The sequence below is a fragment of the Tahibacter sp. genome (genome assembly GCF_032229445.1).
Taxonomy (GTDB): Bacteria; Pseudomonadota; Gammaproteobacteria; order Xanthomonadales; family Rhodanobacteraceae; genus Tahibacter.
On sequence record NZ_JAVTWC010000012.1, the window covers coordinates 44,699 to 66,683 of the forward strand.

Annotated in this window: 18 protein-coding genes; 9 read left to right on the forward strand and 9 right to left on the reverse strand. The window is 66.0% G+C overall.

Annotation, left to right across the window (positions count from 1 at the left end; translation table 11 throughout):
* Window positions 1-41 precede the first annotated feature (41 nt).
* The gene (locus tag RUU78_RS03070) at window positions 42-716 is read right to left on the reverse strand and encodes a hypothetical protein (RefSeq protein WP_313913543.1); all 675 of its coding nucleotides are present in this window, start codon (window positions 714-716) and stop codon (window positions 42-44) included.
* An 11-nt stretch (window positions 717-727) separates the two neighbouring features.
* Window positions 728-3,805, reverse strand: coding sequence for a CHAT domain-containing protein (locus tag RUU78_RS03075; protein WP_313913545.1), 3,078 nt, complete (start codon window positions 3,803-3,805; stop codon window positions 728-730).
* Between the two features lie 207 nt (window positions 3,806-4,012).
* Here RUU78_RS03075 and RUU78_RS03080 point away from each other — a divergent pair, with 207 nt between their 5' ends.
* The 4 genes from RUU78_RS03080 to RUU78_RS03095 all read left to right on the forward strand — a co-directional run bounded on the left by RUU78_RS03080 (window position 4,013) and on the right by RUU78_RS03095 (window position 6,898).
* Window positions 4,013-4,636, forward strand: a complete 624-nt coding sequence (locus tag RUU78_RS03080; RefSeq protein WP_313913547.1) for a sigma-70 family RNA polymerase sigma factor — start codon at window positions 4,013-4,015, stop codon at window positions 4,634-4,636.
* Window positions 4,633-5,316: a hypothetical protein gene (locus RUU78_RS03085; protein ID WP_313913549.1), complete on the forward strand. Its 684-nt coding sequence runs from the start codon at window positions 4,633-4,635 to the stop codon at window positions 5,314-5,316. Before RUU78_RS03080 ends, RUU78_RS03085 begins: the two co-directional genes overlap by 4 nt.
* A gap of 22 nt (window positions 5,317-5,338) precedes the next feature.
* The gene (locus RUU78_RS03090; RefSeq protein WP_313913550.1) at window positions 5,339-6,235 is read left to right on the forward strand and encodes a PhzF family phenazine biosynthesis protein; all 897 of its coding nucleotides are present in this window, start codon (window positions 5,339-5,341) and stop codon (window positions 6,233-6,235) included.
* Window positions 6,236-6,403: 168 nt separating this feature from the next.
* Complete coding sequence (locus tag RUU78_RS03095) at window positions 6,404-6,898, forward strand: pyridoxamine 5'-phosphate oxidase family protein (RefSeq protein WP_313913552.1); 495 nt, start codon at window positions 6,404-6,406, stop codon at window positions 6,896-6,898.
* A gap of 126 nt (window positions 6,899-7,024) precedes the next feature.
* On the opposite strand, the gene RUU78_RS03100 is transcribed toward RUU78_RS03095, so the two are convergent.
* The 4 genes from RUU78_RS03100 to RUU78_RS03115 all read right to left on the reverse strand — a co-directional run bounded on the left by RUU78_RS03100 (window position 7,025) and on the right by RUU78_RS03115 (window position 12,067).
* The gene (locus tag RUU78_RS03100) at window positions 7,025-8,101 is read right to left on the reverse strand and encodes an ROK family protein (protein WP_313913554.1); all 1,077 of its coding nucleotides are present in this window, start codon (window positions 8,099-8,101) and stop codon (window positions 7,025-7,027) included.
* 265 nt (window positions 8,102-8,366) lie between these two features.
* Window positions 8,367-9,851 carry a hypothetical protein gene (locus RUU78_RS03105; RefSeq protein ID WP_313913555.1) on the reverse strand — a complete coding sequence of 495 codons (1,485 nt, stop codon included), beginning with the start codon at window positions 9,849-9,851 and terminating at the stop codon, window positions 8,367-8,369.
* A 128-nt stretch (window positions 9,852-9,979) separates the two neighbouring features.
* On the reverse strand, window positions 9,980-11,455 hold the full coding sequence (locus tag RUU78_RS03110) for a hypothetical protein (RefSeq protein ID WP_313913557.1): 1,476 nt from the start codon (window positions 11,453-11,455) through the stop codon (window positions 9,980-9,982).
* A 183-nt stretch (window positions 11,456-11,638) separates the two neighbouring features.
* Window positions 11,639-12,067, reverse strand: a complete 429-nt coding sequence (locus RUU78_RS03115) for a cupin domain-containing protein (protein WP_313913559.1) — start codon at window positions 12,065-12,067, stop codon at window positions 11,639-11,641.
* 134 nt (window positions 12,068-12,201) lie between these two features.
* Between RUU78_RS03115 and RUU78_RS03120 the strand changes: the two genes are divergently transcribed.
* The gene (locus tag RUU78_RS03120; protein ID WP_313913562.1) at window positions 12,202-13,086 is read left to right on the forward strand and encodes a DNA-formamidopyrimidine glycosylase family protein; all 885 of its coding nucleotides are present in this window, start codon (window positions 12,202-12,204) and stop codon (window positions 13,084-13,086) included.
* Between the two features lie 71 nt (window positions 13,087-13,157).
* Here the strand turns inward: RUU78_RS03120 and RUU78_RS03125 are convergent, their stop codons facing one another.
* A complete protein-coding gene (locus tag RUU78_RS03125; RefSeq protein WP_313913564.1) occupies window positions 13,158-14,213 on the reverse strand; it encodes a catalase in 1,056 nt (351 codons plus the stop codon).
* 233 nt (window positions 14,214-14,446) lie between these two features.
* On the opposite strand from RUU78_RS03125, the gene cls reads away from it, so the two are divergent.
* The 4 genes from cls (at window position 14,447) to RUU78_RS03145 (ending at window position 19,230) form a co-directional block, all read left to right on the forward strand.
* Window positions 14,447-15,721, forward strand: coding sequence for a cardiolipin synthase (gene cls / locus RUU78_RS03130; RefSeq protein ID WP_313913565.1), 1,275 nt, complete (start codon window positions 14,447-14,449; stop codon window positions 15,719-15,721).
* 174 nt (window positions 15,722-15,895) lie between these two features.
* Window positions 15,896-16,162, forward strand: a complete 267-nt coding sequence (locus RUU78_RS03135; protein WP_313913567.1) for a hypothetical protein — start codon at window positions 15,896-15,898, stop codon at window positions 16,160-16,162.
* Window positions 16,163-16,408: 246 nt separating this feature from the next.
* On the forward strand, window positions 16,409-16,804 hold the full coding sequence (locus RUU78_RS03140; protein ID WP_313913618.1) for a heavy metal-responsive transcriptional regulator: 396 nt from the start codon (window positions 16,409-16,411) through the stop codon (window positions 16,802-16,804).
* A gap of 185 nt (window positions 16,805-16,989) precedes the next feature.
* A complete protein-coding gene (locus RUU78_RS03145) occupies window positions 16,990-19,230 on the forward strand; it encodes a copper-translocating P-type ATPase (protein WP_313913620.1) in 2,241 nt (746 codons plus the stop codon).
* A gap of 203 nt (window positions 19,231-19,433) precedes the next feature.
* Here RUU78_RS03145 and RUU78_RS03150 read toward each other — a convergent pair whose 3' ends face one another.
* Together RUU78_RS03150 and RUU78_RS03155 are read right to left on the reverse strand one after the other, a co-directional pair.
* A complete protein-coding gene (locus RUU78_RS03150) occupies window positions 19,434-20,375 on the reverse strand; it encodes a hypothetical protein (protein WP_313913568.1) in 942 nt (313 codons plus the stop codon).
* The gene (locus RUU78_RS03155; RefSeq protein ID WP_313913570.1) at window positions 20,372-21,949 is read right to left on the reverse strand and encodes a hypothetical protein; all 1,578 of its coding nucleotides are present in this window, start codon (window positions 21,947-21,949) and stop codon (window positions 20,372-20,374) included. Before RUU78_RS03155 ends, RUU78_RS03150 begins: the two co-directional genes overlap by 4 nt.
* Between the last annotated feature and the right edge of the window lie 36 nt (window positions 21,950-21,985).

A 21,985-nucleotide genomic window follows, 5' to 3' on the forward strand; every position in this document is an offset into this window, starting at 1 on the left:
GCCACTTCCCATTGGACGCGCGCTTACGCACACCATACCCCTCAGCGGTTGACACCTTCGTCGCCATCGCCGTCGTCCGTCTGGTTCGGTCTCGGGCACCCCTGATCCGTCTTCTTATTTATCATTTTCGGGGGAAAATGTTCGCTGTTGCCGAACCGGAAATATTCAAAGTGAATTCGCCTGCATTTCCTCGAAGAGGCTTTCGGGTTCTGACAGCTAGTTCCTTCCTTTGTCCAGAACATCACATATTTACCGGCGACTCCATCCGAATTCTTCAGCTCTGCAATGGCATACAAATCCTCGAAACCTTGCTCTTTGCCAATTGCAAGTGGCTCGGTAAGGTGATTGATACGTTTGTCATGCCGCTGCCCCGTATGCCTGAGGCGAACATCGGTTCCGTCATAGAAGATTTCCATTTCATCTCCCGGGAATATGTCGGCATCCGATCCCGGTGGATTGCCGTCTGAATCGAATATCAAATAGGAATACTTTCTACCGTCTTCGCCGGTGTTTTTTGAAACGAGGTCCGCCAGCGTCGTTTTTCCCGTCAGCCATGAGACGGGCTGACCATCGGCGGTTCCAAGACGACAATGAGTGAACGTTTCCGGACTGTTGTTCATCCGGACGGCTGCCTTCTTCCGTCCGCCTTCTGCGCATGCCGTGAGCACTGCGCATAACGCCATAGATACCGTCAGCTTCAGCAAAACATGTTTCATGACAACTCCCCTCAGTTTGTGTTGTTGCCCGTTCCGCCCCATACCGCAGACCCCGATTGGAACACTGACACGTACGCCTCAATCCCCGCCCAAAACTTCGGATGCCGAAAATGCGGCGACTCCCGCAACACCCGCCGCGCATAGCGCGCGGACGCGGCGACATCGCCGTGTTTCCAGAGTGAATCGTGAAACGCTCGCGTCCAGATCGGCGCGGCGGTGTCGCTCAGCGCGTTGGATGCAGCAACGACGCGCTTGGCGCCCGCGGCGATGAAAGCTTCGGCGAGGCGCGAAGTCGCACCGAACGCGGATTGCGCAGCGACGTTGGTGCCGCAGGAGCTGAGCACGACGAGTTCTGCCTGCGACGGCGTCGTGGCAATTTCCGGATAGGTCAGCAGGCTCGGCTTGCGCTGTGATTCGAACCACAATCCCTGATAGAGCTGGCCGTAGGCGGCCGGGTTGGCATGGCCGATCACATGCACTACCGGAGATGCCGACAGGATCTGTAGGACGCCTTCCGGTGTCGCATCCGCGCCGATTACGCTGCGCTGCGGAATGCCTTTGGCACCGAGCAGATCTTCCAGTACCGAGAGTTCTTGCGCGGCGAATGGCAGGCTCTCGACATGGGGCATGTTGAGGTCGAGCAAGGTGACCATTCCGGGCCGCTCGAGTGTCTCGTCGCGCCCCTGCGGAAAACCAAAGGTCGTGGTCACGAGCGGTTCGTCGGCAGGATCCGGACCGGCCGCGGCGATCCAGGCCCAGGGCAGGGGTCGCGTGCCGGGAACGGCGACGGTGGTCCAGCGCTGTGCCGCGGTCGGTCCGGCATCGCAGGCTCGCACCATCGCATGCCACTCGGCGGCGGCGCTGTCGAGTTCGGCCAGATGGGCGCTATCGCCATCCAGCGCCTGCTCGAAACGCGCGACAAGCTGCTGGTACTGCTCCGCGGGCCAGCGGCGGCACAGTTTCGCGTTGCCGCCGCGCCAAGCGACCAGCATGAATTCGTAGTCGCCGAGCAGAGGCAGCAGCACCAGCGTGCGCTCGTCCGGTAGCAGCGTCTCTGGTGCTGCTGCCGCGGGCATGACGGAATTGCTCACCAGCGCATCGACCGCTGGGTCGGCAGCCTCCTGCGCCAGCGCGAGGAACAGCTCGCGCTGCTGACCAGCCTTCGCATTCAGCACGGCGTCGGACAATGCCCGGCGTACCGCCTCGGGCAGCACCAGTCCGGAGCGCAGCCGGAACAGCTCCTGCACACTGCCGTCATCGATCGCGCGCCGCACCTTGTCGAAGTCCAGTGGGTCGATCACACCCGAGGACTGGGCCAGCAGCAGACCGAACAGCGTCATCTGCAATTCGGCCAGGCGGTTGCGCGCGCTGATGCGCAGGGCGGCAGACGGCCACGTCTGCGCCTGCCGCAGCTGTTTCGTGTACGCACCATCGACCACGGCCAGCGCGCCGCGGCGGTCGCCGAGCGCAGCGAGGCTGGCCGCTTTGAGGCGGGCCTGGCGTGCCTGAAGGTTCAGGTCGTCGGCGAACGTCGAGGTGTCGGGCAGATTCAGCAGTGCGAACTCAGGTCGGCCGAGCGCCAGCTGCAGCCGGGCCTGCGCCATCGCCGCGTCCACCTGCGTGAGCGCCGCGTCGCTCGTTGCGCTGTCGTTTAGTTGTGCCGCGGCGAGATCGAGCATGCCCAGGTCGATCAGCGCATCCGCTTCGGTGACGCGCGAGCGCTCCGCGCATTCGCGATCGTCGATGCTGCGGCACAGTTCGCGCGCCAGCTGCGCCTGCACGAGCGCGGTGGAAGGATCGCCAAGCTCACGCAGCACGCGGGCGAGCTGCAAGTGGTTGTCCGCCAGCAGCGGCGCCGAATCCTGACGACTCAGGCGCGAGGCCGCGCGCTCCAGCAGGCGCCTGCGTTCGACCCGCGCCCCCGAAAGCGACGCCAGACTCGCGAGCTTGAGATCGATCAGCGCCTGGTCCGCAGGCAGTCCCTGGCCACCCAGCCCGGCGGCGGCGAGCGCAAAGCGCCCGGCCGCCGCAGGGATGTCGCCCGTGTACAGGTAGTAGCTGCCCCAGGTACTGTCCAGACGCGATCGGACGACGGCCGTCATCCGCGGCGCGGCGGCATCGGCGTCGAGCAACAGTTCGCGCGACCGCTCGAAATCGCCGCGACGCATGTACTGGTTGCTCAGCGAAATCTGCCGCGTCGCGGCCTCGATCAGCTCACCCGCGTCGCTCATGCCGCGCACCACACGCTCCTCGCAGGCGATCGATTCGGCGAAACGGCCGCGGCGCGACAGCACGTTGCACGATGCGCCTTCGTTGCGCAGTGCGTAGTAGGCGATGCCGTGACGCGCGAGTTCGGCGCGCGCACGCCGCAGCAGTTCGTCGGCCTCGTCGAAATGCCCCGAGCGTGACGCATTCTCGCCGCGCGCCATCAGCGCGACGGCGGCACGGTCCGGACGTCCGGCAGCGTGCCAGTCGTCGTGCGCCTGCGAGAACGCACGGGCCGAATCGGCCATCTTGCCGGCGCTCAGCAGGACGTTGGCATAGGCGCTCGATATCCAGGCACGCTTGATGCGGTCCCACGGCAGCCACTGCAGCCGCTCGACGAGCGGCACAGCCTCCAACGCTGCGCCCGTACCCGCGCGCATGGACGTCATGTGCAACCCGCTCAGCTGGACGTAGAACAGCACGTCGCCGGAATCGAGGCAGGTACTGAGCCGGACACGACCGCCGCCCTGGCCCGACTTCGCACTCAGGGCCAGGCGCGCGGAACGGGCCGTCAGTACGGCAAACCCCAGACGAGCCGGTGGGGTGTCGACGGCGGCGAATGCTTCCTCGTCACCCCAGCGGTATTCGACATCGACGCCGAGTTCTTCGAGCAGCAGATCCGATCCCGCTACCACATCCACACCCAATAGCGTGCCGGGTAACAGCGGCAGTTCGACCGCCGCGGCGGGTTCACAGGCCGCCGCACAGCGCAGCGCGAATGAGAGTCCGGCGAAGAATGCCGCGGCGGCGCGGCGGCGCACGCCAGCCCGGACAGCACTGATGCGCAGGCCCCGCAATGCGTCCGATCGAACTTTCCGGCCCATGACGCCCCCTGCCCTGGACAAGATCTCTTGCCTCGTAGCATATGCGCAACGTGAAAACCGCTGAATGCTTGGTTATGCTCAAAGCTGTACTGGGGATGTGCGTCCAGCGGGTCGTTCATCGCACCCGCTGCGGATGAATTCGGCGACCGGCTTTTCCGGGTGATGCAGGGCACCGCCGGCAGCGCGGTCTCGACAGGGGAAGATCAGATGGAGGGAATGGCCGACGGCAGGGAGGAGGCGGACGGGCAGCCTGCAGAGATCGCGGAGTCCGACGTCGTTGCGCGCCTGCCGGGTGTACGTGCGCTGATCCTGCGCATGACGCACGACATGCACCTGACCAACGATCTGACCCAGGATGTGCTGATCGCCGTCGTCATGGCCATCCGCGAAGGCCGCATCCGCCAGCCCGAAGCGCTGGCGGCCTATATGCACCAGTCCGCGCGCCATATCGTCTACGCGGCCAACCGCAAGCTCCAGCCCGTCGCGCTGGGCGAACTGCCGGAGCAGGAAACGCTATGGCAGGATCGGCAGAAGACGCCGCTGGAACAGTGCGAAGAAGATGAACTCCGCCGCCTGGCACGCTCGGTGCTGGAGGAGCTGCCGGTCCAGCGTGATCGCGACCTGCTTGTCGGCTATTACGTCGATGGCGTCGGCAAGGGCGAGCTCATGCAGCGCCTGCAGCTCAGCGCCGACCAGTTTGACAAGGTCATTTTCCGCGCGCGCACCCGAATGCGTGACCGGCTTCGCGAAAAAATGCAGGAAACCCGCAACGGGATGGAAGGACTGACGCCATCGGCGCTCCCTTCCAGCGTACGACCGAGGTCCGAATGATTTCTGCACTCGACAATCACCTGCTGCGCGCGTACCTCGACGGCGAAATGGACGAGGCGACGGCCGAGGCCTTCGAGGTGCTCATGATCGAGCGTCCTGAACTGGCCGAGCAAGTCGACGCCGACACCGCGCTGCGGCTGGGACTTCAGGAAGCCGGGGCGCTGCCCGTGGCCGCGGCTTCCGTCGCGCTGCCGACAACCGCGGCGACGGCGGCACGCACGGGCGATGTCGGGCCCACGGCAATCGTCCCACCCGGCCCGGTGCGCCGGCCCCAGCGGCCACGGCGACGGCTGATTCCGCTGCTCGCGGCGGCGAGCCTGCTGCTCGCGGCTGGCGTGGGCCTGGGCCGCCTGTGGCTGCCGCGGCCGGCCGACCTGGTTTCCACGACGCTGCTGTCGGTGGACCGCATGCGCGGCAGCGTGACCGACGTGCCCAAGCTGCGCCTCCCGGCCAGCGGACAGATCGTGCTGAGCGTGCCGGTAGCGGCCCGGCCCGGCTGCACACCGCGGGTGCGCATCGTGCAGCCGGGCGCCACGCTGCAGGCGACGGTGACGCCGGACGAGTACGGCTTCGCGAATCTCAGCCTCGACGCGAAGCGCCTGGCGCTGGGCAAGACCGAGGTCGCGGTGCAGTGCGACGGCACGGATCTGGCGCTCTATAACGTCGAATTCGTCCGCTGAAGTCACCGCCGTTCAGCTCATAATGGATATTTCGATAAATCGCTATTTCCATGTCGACGTTTTTGCACACCGGGCACTGGCCGGCAACGGCCTCGGCGTGTTCCTGCCGTGCGACGGCTGGAGCGAATCGTTCCTGCAACAGTTGACCCGGGAGATGCGCCAGTTCGAATCGATCTTTCTCGGCGCGATCGACGCGCACGGCGCAAGCGCGCGCATCTTCACGATGCAGGAGGAGCTCCCGTTCGCCGGGCATCCGGTACTCGGCGCTGCCGCGGTGCTGCATCGCACCCAGGCGCCTGACGAGGAAGAGCGCCGCTGGATCCTGCGCCTGCCGGCACGCGCGGTGACAGTGACGACACGACGCCTGGCCGGCGCGGTCTTCGCCGAGATGGATCAGGGTCTTGCCGAATTCGGCGCCGCGATCGACGCGGCGCAGGCAACGGATCTGCTGGCTGCGCTGAATCTCGAAATCCGCGATCTCGCTCAAGGCTTGCCGCTGCAGGTGGTCTCGACCGGATTGCCTTATCTGATCGTGCCGGTCACGGCGGAGGCATTGGATCGCAGCGCGGTGCGCGGGCGTGAACTGGAGCGCCTGCTCGCCCGCTTCGGCGCGCGCTTCGTCTACGTGCTGGACCCGGATGCGCCCGAAGGCCGGACCTGGGACAACCTGGGCGACGTCGAAGATGTTGCCACCGGCAGCGCAGCCGGTCCGGCGGCGGCCTATCTGTACCGACATGGCCGCGTCGCCGCCGACCGCAAGATCGTGGTGCGGCAGGGACGCCACGCCCGCCGCGCCAGCGAGCTCGGCGCACGCTGCGTCGACGGCCACATCCGGGTCAGCGGTGAGGTATGGCCGGTACTTTCCGGCGTGCTCGACGCGGATCCCGAACGCGCATTGCCGGGCTCCGCAACGCGGTAGTCGTATCGCGGCGGACGCGGCCGCGATGGTCACGCGCTGAAGTCGGGCGCAGCAGGCCCAGCCGTTGCGCACAAAGGCGATCCTGTACCCGATGGCGCCCGTTTCACAAATGAGCCACGCACGCGTGTTTACGGTGACTCACCCCACCGCACCGCAAGGAGTGCTCACATGACGACCACACCGCAGGAACTCGAACAGAAATTCTGGAAATCGCTGAAGTCCGACATGACGGTCATGCTCGGCCTCGACGGCACCGAAGACGGCCACACGCGCCCGATGACGGCGCAGGTCGAAGAAGAACGCGGCCCGGTGTGGTTCTTCACCTCGGTCGACAACAAGATCGCGCAGCAGCTCGTCGGTGGTACCGGCGAACGCGCGACAGTCGCGTTCAGCGCCAAGGGCCACGACCTGTTCGCCAGCGTGCAGGGCAGCCTGCGCGTGGACAAGGACCGCGCCGTGATCGACCGCCTCTGGAATCCGTTCATCGCCGCGTGGTTCGAAGACGGCAAGGACGATCCAAAGCTGACCCTGCTGCGCCTGGATGCGGAACGCGCCGAGATCTGGCTCAACGGATCCAGCATCGCCGCCGGCGTCAAGATGCTGCTCGGCATCGATCCGAAGGAGTCATACAAGGACAAGGTCGCGCAGGTCGATCTGCGTTGATGCGCTGTTGCCAACGAGTGACGTGACTCGCCTGCGGCAGTTGGCCTGAAGCAATCGGAAGCCGCCGCCTGCACGCAATGCAGGCGGCGCTTCCACCTGCACCACGACAACCCCCGCGGCGAACGGCTACACCACCCGATTCCGGAACTGCGCGTTGCCCAGACCGGTACCAATCGTCAGTACGGCCCAGCGCTCGAATTCCGCCATGTCCGGCATGGCGCTGAGCCCTTGCACGACGGCGTCGTTGTGCAGCATGACGACGGTGTCGTGACCGCCAATCTCAGGCACGCCCTGCAGTAGCAAGGTCGGCAGATGGAAGCGCCTGGCCTGCCAGTTTCCGGGCAGGTTGCCGGTGCCCTGCTCGATGCGCCCGTCCAGGCGCACGCGCCCGGGACAGCCCACGCCGATGAACGGTGCGAGACGCAGAGTGTGACGCGAGGCATAGGCGATGAGCTTACGCAGCATCGCGACGAGTTCCGCGACCAGATTCTCGCGCGTCGGCTCCTCGTCGCCATGTCGCCAGAGCAGCATCTTGGCAACGCGCGGCTCGGTCTTGCTGCCGCTTTTGCCCAGTCTCACGAGACCGGCACGCACGTTGGTGCCGCCGATGTCGATCGCGAGTACCGCATCGAATCCGGCGAACATCCACGATGGCATCAGGTAGGCCGAACCGATCAGGCCTGCCTCGTCGGGATCGTGCCGGATCGGATGCAGCGCGATATCCAGACCACTGTCCTGCAGCAGCAACTGGGCGCGGCCGATCGCAAGTTCACCGACACGCGAAGCGCGAAAGCCGCCACCGATCACGATGTGCGACACGCTGTTCCAGGCCTTGTCGTGGAACACGCGGATGACATCGAACAGTGAGCGCGCAAAATCCTCGATCGCGGACTGGAGTATGCCGGCCGCGGCCGAACTGCCCTCCTTGAGTGCCTTGTCGAGCACTTTCTTCGGCAGCGCCGCACTGGGCACATCGCCAAAGGGATCCTCGCCGGTCTTGCGCTGCGTTGCCCGCCAGCTATCGAGGCGATGGAAGAAAGCGCGCTTGGCCGCCTGGTCGCCGACGTAGCGGCCCTGGCGGCGCAACTCGGTGTTGTAGCCCTCGACGACGACGTGCGGCAGCAGCGCCGAGCCATGGCCCGGCAGCGGCAGGCGCGCGGCCAGTTCGTTCTCGAAGTCCCGCGACGCTGATTCGGCAGTCATCCCTGTCCTCCGCTGGCGGAACCTGGGTTCCGGTACGAGGCCGCCACGGTGACGGGCTCGTGCGGACGATCTCAGGCGTCGGGTGAGTGCGCCGCGAAATCACCGGCGTGGGAATCAGGCGCTTCGATGCAGCGCGGACGATTTAGCCCTCTCCCCCAAGCTCGCTTGGGGGAGAGGGTTGGATGAGGGTGAGAAACATCAGCCAGACACGCTGACTGGAGTTTCGCCACAGCTGACTTGCCTCGGAAGCAAGGCGAAAACCGCTTTACTGCGACGGGCAATCGATCGCGACACCAGCCGCATCGACGCAAGCCACATCGGCCCGCAGCGGCGTAGCCATCGTGTAGTTCGCAAGCAAGCCGGGGCTGACATTGCCGTTGATGTAGCGCACCGCTTCGAAGCCGATCACCGGCAGGCCGCGCAGGGCCGGCCCACGCAATCCCGCGGGCAGGATATTGCGCCCGGCACTGCCGGACCGTACGCCGAGTTGCAGCCGCACGTTCGCCGTCTCCGTCGCCGGTGTAGGATTCCACACTTTGCTGCCCAGGCGCGAGCCCAGCAGCGGCGTCGCGCCGTCGTCTGGAAGATTGGAAAAATGCACAACGTTCGTCGCGTAGCACAGCGCGTGCTGTGGCAGCGCACCAGCCGGACCCGGATCGGTCGCGAAATCCACGGCGCGGCCTTCTCGGTCAAAGCCGCTGACGCGGTAGGACACGCACGATCCGGCCACACCACCCTCGCCGAAGGTCTTTTCGAACGGCGCCCGTGCGCCGGGACCGCCCAGAGCGACACCCAATAGTTGATCGTCGGTATAGAACAGCTTCGTCGGCGACGTCAGTACCCATTCCGTATGGCTGCCCACACCGGCCTCGCGACTCATGGCACCGAACACGCTGTCAGCCATCAGCAACGCGGAAATTGCGTTGGGACCACCGAACGCCGGAAAGTCGGCCGTCGAGTACGTCAGTGTGGTGTAGCCGCCGTCGGAAGGAATGGTCGCGTCGACCTCACCCCCCCGGCTGACGGCGACCGCCAGGGTCGGTGGTGTTCCGAAATCGTTGAACAGGCTCAACAGGCTGAAATCCTCGATAGCCGTTGCGGCACCGCCGAACAGGGTTCCGTCAGCGACGTCCACGATCGCGAAATTGCCCTGCAAGCCGCCACCGGGCGGAAGGAGGTCGGCCGATAAAGATCCCATTTGCTGAAAGGGCATGCAGTTCAGCGGCTGCGGGCCGCTCGCGGCCGCGGCTAGCGCACCGCCAAGTTCGGCCATTTCGATGACTTCGACATACCCTTCGCGCGTGCGCGTAATCGCGGTCGGTCCGCTATCCGTGTTATGCGCGTCATAGGCGAACGGGAAAAAAAGCTGCTGGTAGCCACCGCCCGGGAACGGCGCGGTCCAACTCGGCTTGTCCGGCGAAGTGCAACTGCCGTCGCGCGTCAGGATGGTCGCGCCGTCGGCCTGCTGCAGCGCGAAGACGGTCGCGGTCCAGGTGTCGTTGGGGCCAAGCACCAGGTTCAAGTCGACCACTTGACGCGCGTTGTAGCCCTCGCGGAAGCGGATCCTCGCGATCTTCGCCGTGCTTTTCGTGTTGACGACCGAGATCAGCGTCGACTGGCTGCCGTTCACGCTGTAATACGGAAACAGCAGCACTTGTCCGGTGCCCTGCGGATTGACATAGACGGCCTGGGCCGGCAGCGCAAGCGCGATGATGAGACCGAGGGCCGGCAAGATCGGGTGAAGTTTCATCGTCGACATCCTACCGTCGGGAATCAGTTTCGTGAGTAAGGAACGCGACACGCGCGCGGCACCGGCGGACCGCTCGCGCATCGGCTGCGATCGTCTCGCGACGCCGTACGAGCCGCCCGCCATCACCGTCACGGACACTCGATTTGCGCACCCGCCGCATCGACGCACGCGACATCGGCCCGCAGCGGTGTCGCCATCGTGTAATTCGCGAGTACGCCCGGGCTCACATTGCCGTTAATGTAGCGCACGGCCTCGAAGCCGATCACCGGCAGGCCACGCAGTGCAGGGCCGCGCAAGCCGGCGGGCAGAACGTTGCGCTCGTTGCCGCGCCGAACGCCGAGTTGCAGCCGCACGCTCGCGGTTTCCGTCGCCGGCGTCGGATTCCAGACCTTGCTGCCCAGGCGCGATCCCAGCAGTTGAGTGGCACCGTCAGCCGGCAGACTGGAAAAATGCACAACGTTCGCCGCATAGCACAGCGCGTGCTGCGGCAACGCGCCGCCCGGCGAGGCATCGCGCGCGAACTGCACCGGCCGGCCTTCACGATCGAAACCGCCCGGCGCATAGCCCACGCACGAGGCTGCGACGCCATCCTCGCCAAAGGTCTTCTCGAACGGCGCGATTGCACCGGAATCGCCGAGCGGTACGCCGAGCCGCTGGTTGTCGGTGTAGAAAGACTTGGTCGGCGATGTCAGTACCCACTCCGTGTGGCTGCCGACCCCGGCCTCCCGGCTCATCGAACCGAACACGCTGTCGGCCATGATCAAGGCGGAAACCGCGTTGAAACCGCCGAGCAGCCCGCCGTTAGTCGCATAGGTCAGTGTGGTGTAGCCGCCGTCGACCGGAATCTGCGCGTCCACTTCGCCGGGCCGCGAATTGCCGGCGCCCAGCCATTCGACCACCGAGGCCGTGTCCGCCACCAGCGGAAACTGCGAAAAATCATCGATGGCCATGGCATTGCCACCGAACAGCGTGCCCTCGGCGACATCGACGATCGCGAAATTGCCGTAGACGCCACCGCCGGGCGGACGCAGGTCCGCGGAACCCGGATCGATCGCCTGCAGTGGCACGCAATTCGGCGGATGCCGGTTCGTCACGGCATCGGCCAGCGTACCGGCAAGCTCGGCGAGCTCGACGATCTCGATCAGTCCTTCGCGCGTGCGCGTGATCGAGGTCGGCCCACTGTCCTCGCTGACGCCGGTATAGGCGAACGGCAGGAACGGCTGCTGGTAGCCGCCGCCCGGGAACGGCGCGGCCCAATTGGGCTTGTCTGGCGCGGTGCAGCTCTCGTCGCGCGTCATGATGCTGGCACCATCGCCTGGCTGCAGCGCGAACAGCGTCGAGGTCCAGCTATCGTTCGGGCCGACGAAGAGGTTGAAGTCGAGCACGTCGCGACCGTTGTAACCCTCGCGGAACTTGACCTTGAACATCTTCGCCACGTTCGTCGTGTTGACGAGGGTGATCAGCGTCGACTGGTTGCTGTTCACCGTGTAGTACGGAAACAGCAGTACCTCGCCGGTTCCCTGCGGATTGAGATACATCGCCTGCGAAGGCAACGCGAATGCGGCGACCAGGCCCAGGGCCAGCGAGCTCAAGCGATTCTTCATGATGTGCAACGTCCTGTCGTATTGAAGTGAATGCACGACTGTAGACGCAACGCCGCGTCAGCCCCCCCAAGGCACGCGCATCCGCCAGACGGCTGGCGCACACGCGGCCCAATGGCGCAGCAAACCTCGTCGCCGCCTCGGGATGCCATGAGCTAGCCTGGCCTGCCTGCGCGCTCGCACCGCTCAGGGCTTGGCGTGCGGGTTTTTCACGAGCGTCAGCGGCATCCCGGCGCTGCCGGCGTAGATCACGAGCAGCTTCAGGGGTTTTTTATCCACATTGCGACCATTATGCAAAGTGTCGACCACCTCGGCGAGGGCCTGGCCTGCCTCGATGCGCTTGACCTGGCCATCCTTGAGCTGCACTTCCAGCGTACCTTCCAGCACCATGCCGAACGAAGGCACGGGATGCTGGTGCCAACCGGTCTCACCGCCCGGCGCGATCTCGATCACCAGCGCCGAGACTTCCGCCTGCCCGCCCGGATAGACAATCGGCTTGCCGTCCCAGCTCGTCGTGGTCTTCAGCAACGGCGTTACCTTGAGCGTCGCGCTGGGCTCGAGAGCCATCGCGGGCGCGGCGATCAGGCACAGCAGCAGGACGACGAGTCGGTACATGGTGGCGCTCCGTGGTCGGGAACGGCGATGGTATCGTGATGCGGTCATTGCAGCGTGCGGCGCCGGTGGCGTCGCGTCGGCGGCGCACGCCGGAACGGAACCGGCACGCATGACGTGGAACAGAGGAAGTCACGATGCCCGAGCTGCCCGATATCGTCGTCTATGTCGAACATGTGCAGGCACGTCTGCTCGGGCAGGTTCTGCGCAAGGTCACGCTCGCGAATCCCTTTGTGCTGCGCACCGTCGAGCCGCCTGTCGCCGATGCCACCGGCCGACGCGTCGAGGGCGTGCGCCGTCTCGGCAAGCGCATCGTGCTGGCGCTCGAGGGCGAACGCTTTCTCGTCATACACCTCATGATCGCCGGCCGCCTGCGCTGGCGCGACGCTGGCGCCAAGCCACCGGGCAAGATCGCGCTGGCGAGTTTCGCGTTCGATACGGGGCTGCTGTATCTCACCGAAGCCGGCACGAAGCGGCGCGCGTCACTGCACTACGTCGCCGGTGAAGCGGCACTCGCGGCGCTGGACCCCGGCGGCATCGACGTGTTCGCGATCGACGCGGCACAGTTCGCCGAGCGCGTCGCGCGCGGCAACCACACGGTCAAGCGCGCATTGACCGACCCGCGCCTGTTCAGCGGCATCGGCAACAGCTATTCCGACGAAATCCTGCACCGCGCGAAGCTGTCGCCGTTCGCGCTCGGCGCCAGACTCGCGCCCGCCGACAGCGCGCGCCTGCACGACGCGGCGAAGCAGGTGCTCGCGGAATGGACGCAACGCCTGCGCGAAGAAACCGGCGCGGCATTTCCCGACAAGGTCACGGCGTTCCACGCGCAGATGGCCGTGCATGGCCGTTACGGCAAACCCTGCCCGGTCTGCGCCGCACCGGTGCAGCGCATCGTCTATGCGGACAACGAATCGAACTACTGCGCACGCTGCCAGACCAACGGCAGGCTGCTCGCCGATCGCGCGCTGTCGCGGCTGTTGCATGACAGCTGGCCGAAGGATATCGACCAGCTTCTGTAGAGCGATCTCGCGCCGGCAGCATTGCCGCCTGGCCGGGACGATCCGAGCGTGAGTCGCGCTGCCCGCTGCACTCAGTCGCGCGGTGCAGCCTTGCGACGGCGTGCGGTCGGCCGGCTCGCGCGCCGCGCGTTCGCGACGCGCTCGTAGATCGCCAGCCGCATACGGTTGATCACGCCGAGCGGACGATGCTCCGGCGAGCAATGCCACGGATTGAAGGCCATGGCTTCCGCCCGCGCGTCGCGCGCCGGCGTGTCGAAGCGCTGCCGGGGGATCACGAGCTGTGCGACGGACTCAAACGGCGCGTCGGCCTCATTCCATTCCGTCATCGCATCTTCGATGCTGTGCTGCGCCGCGCGCCGCTGGACTTCGAACTGCAGCACGATCGCGCGCTGAGCCAGCGCGTCACGCAACCCGTCGCGCAGCGCATCGGGACCAGCGCCGACCGCCTCGTCCGCGGCATCGTCCAGCGGCCGCACGGAATACTTCACGGCGTGACGGAATTTTCCCTTGCCCCAGGCATACGGCACGGTCGACCAGAAACGCATGCACTGCAGCGGCACCAGCGGCTTCACCGCCGTGGCCAGCGCGATCGCACTGCCGCGTATGCCGAGCGCCAGCGGGATCAGCGCTTTGTCCACGATGCTGTCGCTGAACGTGCGGCGCAGGAAGGTCAGGTAGTCGGCCGGGTCGTTGATGAAAAACACCGGATGATTGATCAGGATGAAATCCTGCGCGAACGGATGGTCCGCATCGGCCCGGATGCGCTCGCCCTGCGGTCCGAGCACCTTGATCGCCATGCCGCGGCCGTCGCGCGCCTGATCGCTGCGCGGCGCCGGCGCGGAATTGGAGTAGCGCACCCAGGCATCGTGGACCGCGCCCGGCTGGAACACCTCGGTCTGCAGCTCCTTCGGCAGATCGGCATTGACGTGCAGCTTCGCCTTGAGGCAGCCGTGCGCCTTGGGATGCACGTCGCGATGCAGCGGACCACCGGCGTCGCGCCGGCGTACGAAATCCTCGATCAGATCCGCGATCGCCACCGCGATCTCGTTTTCACCAGGATATTCCACCTCGCCCAGCGCCGTGTCGATCGTGGGCACGCCCTGCGCAGACCTGGTCTTCGTTGCCATGGGCTTGTCCCGGTTGCGGATCGGTGCCGATTCTGCCGCGCGGAATGGGAGCGTGGCGTCAAGACACGACCGCATGCAGCGGTTTCGTCCGCCGCTCGGAAGCCGCCCGGGCTATGTCGCATCGTCGCGATCCCGCGCCCGCCCGTGGCGGCCCCTGCCACACACCGCCCTCACGGAATCGGGCCTACGCTTCGCGTCGGTGCGCGCGCATCGCCAGCAAGGGACGGCAGACCATGACATCGCGTTTCTGGACCATTGCCACGACGGCCGCGGCGACCACGCTGGTCGTGCTGGTCGCGATGAACTTTTCCCGTCCGGAAAAGCGCATCGAACACCGCATCGAGCACCTGTTCGGCATCGACGATCCGCAGTTCAGGCGCGAGATGGCGAACCTGCTCGGACCGGGCATCGTCGGCGGCAACCGCATCGACGCGCTGCAGAACGGCGACGAGATCTTCCCGGCGATGCTCGATGCGATCCGCAAGGCGCAGCACACGATCACGTTCGAGACCTATATCTACTGGTCCGGCTCCATCGGCCAGGAGTTCGCCGATGCGCTGGTCGAGCGTGCCCGCGCCGGCGTGAAGGTCCACGTCATGCTGGACTGGGTCGGCAGCGCGAAGATGAAGCCGGAACTCATCGACACCATGCTCGCCGCCGGCGTCGAGGTCGAGCGCTTCCATCCGCTGCACTGGTACACCATTTCCCGGATGAACAACCGCACGCATCGCAAGCTGCTCGTCATCGACGGCAAGGTCGGCTTCGTGGGCGGAGTCGGTATTGCCGATCAATGGTCCGGGCACGCGCAGGATCCCGAGCATTGGCGCGACAGCCATTTCCGCGTCGAGGGACCGGTGGTTGCGCAGATGCAGGCCGGCTTCCTCGACAACTGGATCAAGACCACCGGCAGGGTGCTGCACGGCGACGCCTATTTCCCCGCACTGCAACGCGCCGGCGACCAGGACATGCACCTGTTCACGAGTTCCCCCGCCGGCGGCAGTTCGAGCATGCGCCTGATGTACCTTGCCGCGATCACCGCCGCTCAGCGCACCATCGATATCCAGGCCGCCTACTTCGTCCCCGACGAACTGATGACCAACGAGCTGGTTCGCGCGCGAGAGCGCGGCGTGCGCGTGCGCGTGCTGCTGCCCGACAAGCACCTGGACTCCGACACGGTACGAGTGGCTTCGAAGGGCGGCTGGGGTCCGCTGCTCCGCAGCGGCGTGGAAATCCACGTCTACGAACCGACGATGATGCATTCCAAGATGCTGATCTTCGACGCGCTCGTCGTCTCGGTAGGTTCCACCAATTTCGACATGCGCTCGTTCGAGCTCAACGACGAGGCCAGCCTCAACGTCTACGACGCGGGCTTCGCGCAGGCCATGAGCGAAGTCTTCGAGCGCGACCTGCGGCAATCGAGCCTCTATACCTACGAACGCTGGTCCCAACGGCCCTGGCGGCAGAAACTCGCCGAGAAAGTGTTCGTGCCGATACGGTCGCAACTGTGAGCGATTGACGTGTGCTCACGCCGGCCCGTCCGTGGACCCGGATCGGCTTCAGTGCTCCCTGCCTCGACACCACCTGCCGGGTGAACCCTCTGCCCATCGTGGGGGAAAACCCGAGTACCGCCGACCCGTTGCCCGATGAGAAATTGGCAACACTGCTGGACGACGGGAGCGGCGATGAGCGAGCGCAGTTGCATCGGTGCAGTCGTGGAGATGCTCGAGTCTCCGGAGTTGTGGAGCGCAGCGGCGTCATCGCCAGCGGTGCGCGTTTCGCTGCAGGGCTTTCTCAATCAGGTCCATGACGAGATCACGATGCTGACGCCGATCCTCGACCACGAGGGCGCCTTCGACAAAGTGCACATTGCCGCACTCATTACCGGCCGCCGAGCGATCATCGAGCGACTCCGCACGGTGCTCGTAGCATGTGGCGGAATCTGTCCATAGGACGCTGCCTGAGGTCCCTCCAGACTCAGGACCTGCAGCGTGAAGATCGTACGATCTGCCGAACACGACGGTTGACCGCGACCGGCTGCGGTGTCTTGCGCGTTCACCGAGCCTGCCTCGGCGTGCGGTCTGCGAGCCCCCCGGTGACGCCTGAAACTGAGTCGACCCGACCCCACGAATTCGCTTGACTCTGGACATGAGTCCAGACTGTAGGCTGACCTCCATGGGAGATCAGTCATGACAACGTTGAGCATCGGACAGCTGGCCCGGCAAGCGGGCGTCGGCATCGACACGGTGAGGTATTACGAGCGCGACGGACTGCTTGCACCAGCTGGCCGTCTTGCCTCGGGCTATCGGCGCTACGGCGCAGTCGAGCTGCGCCGATTGCGCTTCATTCGCCGCGCCAAGGCCCTGGGATTCTCGCTGGACGACATCCGCAGCTTGCTGACCCTGAGCGAGCAGCGCAGCGTCGCGCGGATCAGGCAAGCCGCCAAAAGCAAGCTCGACGACATCGACGCGCGCATCGAGGAACTCACCCGCATCCGCGCCGGCCTGCACAGTCTGATCACCGCCTGCCCCGGCCACGGCCGCGCCGAGCAGTGCCCGATTCTCAACGCACTCACGCAAGAGGAATCACCATGAACACCTCGCATCCGGCCGCACGACCGTGCTGCCATGCACAGGATCCGGCGCCAGCAGACCCTGCGGAATCCGCCGCGCCCGCGACAGCATCATCGCCCGGCGCAAAGTCCTGCCATGACCACCCGCCCGTTGCGGGCGCGCACGAAACGCCACGGGACGACAGCTTGCGTGACGTGGTCTGCGGCATGACGGTGGCCGCGGACAGCGCGCATCACGCGCTGCACGCCGGACACGACTACCGGTTCTGTTCGGCCGGGTGCCGCACCAAATTCGTCGCTGACCCGGGCAAATACCTGCAGCCGGCCGCGGCATCGGCGCCCCTGCCTGCAGGCACCCAGTACACCTGCCCGATGCACCCTCAAATCGTGCAGGACCATCCTGGCACCTGTCCGATCTGCGGCATGGCGCTTGAACCGGCCATGCCGGCCCTGGACGACGGCGAAAACCCGGAGCTGACCGACTTCCGGCGACGCTTCTGGTGGACGCTTCCGCTGTCGCTCACGGTGTTCGCTCTTGCGATGTTCGGACACTATTTCGTAGCGCTCGATGCCGGCACGCGCACCTGGATCGAATTCGCGCTGTCCGCGCCCGTGGTGCTGTGGGCGGGCTGGCCGTTCTTCCAGCGGTGGGCGCAGTCGATCGCGCACCGCAGCCCGAACATGTGGACATTGATCGGTACCGGCGTCGGTGCCGCGTTTGGCTACAGCGTGGTCGCCACCCTCGCACCGCAGCTGTTCCCCGATTCGTTCCGCGAGCACGGCCGCATCGGTGTGTATTTCGAGGCCGCCGCGATCATCGTGTCGCTGACCCTGCTGGGGCAGCTGCTGGAGCTGCGCGCCCGGTCCAGCACCTCGGCGGCGATCCGGTCATTGCTGCGGCTGGCGCCGAAGACCGCCCGGCGCGTGCGCGAAGACGGCACCGAAGAAGACATCGAACTGACCCACGTGCATGTGGGCGATCGCCTGCGCGTGCGGCCCGGCGAAACCGTTCCGGTCGACGGCGAGGTGATCGACGGCCGCTCCAGCATCGATGAATCGATGCTCACCGGCGAATCGCTGCCGGTCGAAAAGACCCCCGGCAGCGCGGTGATCGGCGCCACGCTGAATACCTCGGGCAGTCTCGTGATCCGCGCGGGACGCGTCGGTGCCGACACCCTGCTCGCGCAGATCGTGCAGCTGGTGGCGCAGGCGCAGCGGTCCCGCGCGCCGATGCAGCGCATGGCCGACACGGTGAGTTTCTGGTTCGTGCTCGCGGTGCTCAGCGTCGCGCTGGCGACGTTCCTGGCCTGGGGACTGTTCGGCCCCGCGCCGTCGTGGACCTACGCGGTGGTCAACGCGGTGGCGGTACTGATCATCGCCTGTCCGTGTGCGCTGGGCCTCGCCACACCCATGTCGATCATGGTCGCCACCGGCCGCGCCGCGCAGGCCGGCGTACTGTTCCGTGACGCCGAGGCCATCGAACGGCTGCGCACCATCGACACGCTCATCGTCGACAAGACCGGCACGCTGACACGGGGCAAGCCCGCCTTTCGCACGGTGGTGCCGACCGGGGGATTTTCCGCTGCCGACGTGCTGCGGCTGGCTGCGAGCCTCGATCAGGGCAGCGAGCATCCGCTGGCTGCCGCCATCGTCGCCGAGGCGCGCCAGCAGCAACTCGTCCTGCAGGCAGCGACCGACTTCGAATCCGCCAGCGGCATCGGTGTGCGTGGCCATGTCGGCGCGCAGGCACTGGCGCTGGGCAACACCGCACTCATGGGGCAAGTGGGCGCCGATCCGTCGCCGCTGCTCGCCGCAGCCGAACAACAACGCAGCGACGGCGCGAGCGCCATGTTCCTGGCCGTCGACGGACGCCTCGCCGGTATGATCGCGGTGGCCGATCCCATCAAGGAGGGCACAGCGGACGCCATCGCCGCCCTGCGCGCAGCAGGAATACGCATCGTCATGGCCAGCGGCGACGGCGCGACCACGGCCAACGCGGTCGCGCGGGTACTGGGCATCGACGAGGTGCACGGCGAAGTGCGACCGCAGGACAAGGCCGCGCTGGTCGCGCAGCTGAAAGCGCAAGGGCGTCGCGTCGCCATGGCGGGCGACGGCATCAACGACGCACCCGCCCTCGCCGCCGCGGATGTCGGCATCGCCATGGGCACCGGCACCGACGTCGCGATGTCGAGCGCGCAGGTCACGCTGGTCCGCGGCGATCTTCGCGGCATCGTCAGGGCGCGCCAGATCTCTCAGGCCGCAGTGGCCAACATGAAGCAGAACCTTGCCTTTGCGTTCACGTACAACGCTGTCGGTGTGCCGATCGCGGCGGGTGTTCTCTACCCGCTGTTCGGCCTGCTCCTGAGCCCGATGATCGCCGCACTCGCCATGAGCCTGTCGTCAGTCTCGGTCGTGACCAACGCGTTGCGTCTGCGTGCCAAGGACTGACGCGCCAGTGCGCCCCGGCCGCCAGCCGGGGCGCACGCGCAAATGGCAAGTTCACATTATATACAATGACACATTGAGTCACGAATGATCCGCCCGCAGTCGCTGCCAAGTCCGCAGCGACGAAGCAGCCACGTTGTCGGGCCAGGCCGAACGCATTCCAGCGACCACACGTCGAACCCCGGGCTGTTGAGGCCCGGGCACGCTCACGGACTCAACGCAGGCGGCTCGAACGCATCGTCGAAGACGAGATCGCCATCCCATCCCGCACCGCCAGACAAATCGGTAATCGTGCCGAGCACGGCCGAGTGCAGCGTCGTCGCTGTGTCGCCGATACGTCCGCCCGCGGAAAAATCAATCAGCACCACGCGGGCCTCGCCACCACTGCGCGTGCCGATCACATGCCCCTGGCCGGTCGGCTCCAGAACGAGATAATTCTCGCCGGCGACGCTGTCGTCGCGTGTACTCAGGACGGTCGCCGGACTGGACGGCGCCATTTGTCGGGCGCGACCGAGACCCGCCGTGATAAGCGTCTGGCTATAGGGTTCGTACACGACGCCGGTCGCGTAGGCCGATGCCGCCACACGGGTCGTAGAGAATGTCGCAAGGTTTATTCTGCCGAAGTTTCCATTCTCAAACTCTCCGCCCGTCGTGTAGAACGCACCCTGCCCCGGCGCAAACGCCAGCATCGTCGCAACCGTGTCGTCGCCGCCCACGGCATGCGGGGTGCCGTTGGCCAGCGGCGACAGAGGCACTTCGGACAGCGCGGTGTCCTTCCAGCCGACCCAGAGCTTGGCTCCAGACGGATCCAGCGTTGCCGTGTTGGCATTCGTGAGCGAATTGACGAGTGCCACGGTGTGCCTGCGCGGGTCGTAAACCGACACGTAACCCGCACCGACGACGACGACCCGACCGTCTGGCAGCACCCGAACACTGCCGCCGCGCCTCAGGAGCGCGACCGCCGTCGGGCGCGATACCGTGAACACGGCATCACCATCGTAGACATAGCTCGCCCGGTAGAGCGTGCCGCCCAGCGCTGACAGGTATAGCGTGCCGCGCGACGGCGCGCCGGCTCCCAGTGCCGGTTGCGTGAAGCCGAGAACCAGCAGCATGGTGATGCGCACCAGTCCCGCCGACAGCCGGCTCACTGGAATCCGTCCCGGAAGATCGTGTCGGCGGGAATAACCCACGGTGGATCGCCCGCGTTCGCAACGCGCACCTTGGCGACGAACATGTCGAGGTGGTTGTCGACCGACGTTCGGAACTCACCGGCGACATAGACGTCGGTGTCGCCAGTTCCGAACAGGTTTCCCTGGAGCACGCCGGTCCAGGCAATCGCGTGGCTGGCCGCGTTGCCGTCGTAGTCGCGTACCGGGTGGCGCACCCAGCCCTGATTCCCGAATGCGGCCTGCGGTTGGTACGCGTTGAGGACCGTCGCGCCGTTGCTGACACCGACGGCGAAGCTGTCCCAGTTGCCGCCGCAACCGGCGGCGCTGCAGGATTTCGCCGCACCGACCAGCATCAGGTCGCGTGCGCCAGGCAGGCGCCACCCTTCGAGGCCGGCAACCATCGAATCGGCTGCGCCACCGATGGGGAAGAACCACAGCGGCTGCAAGGAATTGGCCTGCGCCGTTGCGATGATCGGCTGGCGGCGGACCACGCCGGCTACCGTACCGTTCTCCGCATCGCCGAACAGCACGAACGTTCCTGGCTGCGTCTCGGTGCGTATCTGCCAGAAATCGCTCTGACGCTGCTGCCAGTAGCTTTCCGGCATGCCGAGATTGTAGGAATCGTCGTAGGTGTAGCCGACGGCGAGATCACGGTAGTTCAGCATGCCCAGTTGCGCCGTCTGCGCGTCGTAAGACGGATCGACGCTGCCGACATACAGCACGTGCGCCCCGACATCGGATACGGCCGCGTGAACGACGGCATCGGCGTTGAAATTGTCTCGCGCGGGTGGATAGCGCGTCGCGTCGAGCCGGCCGCCAGCGCCCGTGCAGGCCAGCGTTGGTCGGGCCGGCGCGTAGGTGCCGCCGTTGAATTCGGCGAAGGCGATGTCGCGCCGGACAAACTGCCCATCGTCGTCGTAGACGGTTATGTCGCCGACCAGAACGATGCCTCCCTCGGCGGTCAGAATCAGGCGTTGCGCGCGGTTGTCCCGGTAATAGTCGCTGCAACGCCCGTTCACGGCCGGGGCGGAACTGCTGAGATCCACACTGCGCTGATTCGGTGCCTCGTCACCACCGACGTTCTTTGGCTGGCCGTTCGGCGTGAAGGCTTCGATGAAGAAATCCCTGCTGTCGCTGTCAGGGCCCGAGTAGTCATCGGCGTAGCCGATCACGATGTCGCCGTTCGGCATGACAACCATGCCGCCGAAGCTCGACACATTGGTACGTGCGGAGAACGCCACGCCGTTTGCACCGAACGCGGGGTCGATCTGTCCGTTCATGAACAGCCGCGTGATGGCGACATAGCGCCCTGCGGATCCCGCGACGAGAATCCATTTCGGGCCGAACGCGCCTCCGCCGAGGTCGCCGCGCAGGATCTGTATCGTCTTGGCACGATCATCGGTCGTCGTGCCGAGCCGATCGTCGAAATACAGTCGAACAAAACCCTGGTCACCGAAACCCGGATCGAGCGATCCCGTCGGAAGCCCGCCCGCATGGGCCGGGGCGAGCACGCAGCAGAGAAAGAGCAGCAATCCTGGCAAGACGTGGTTCATGGCGTTTCCTCCTGGAACCGCCATACACGCAGAACG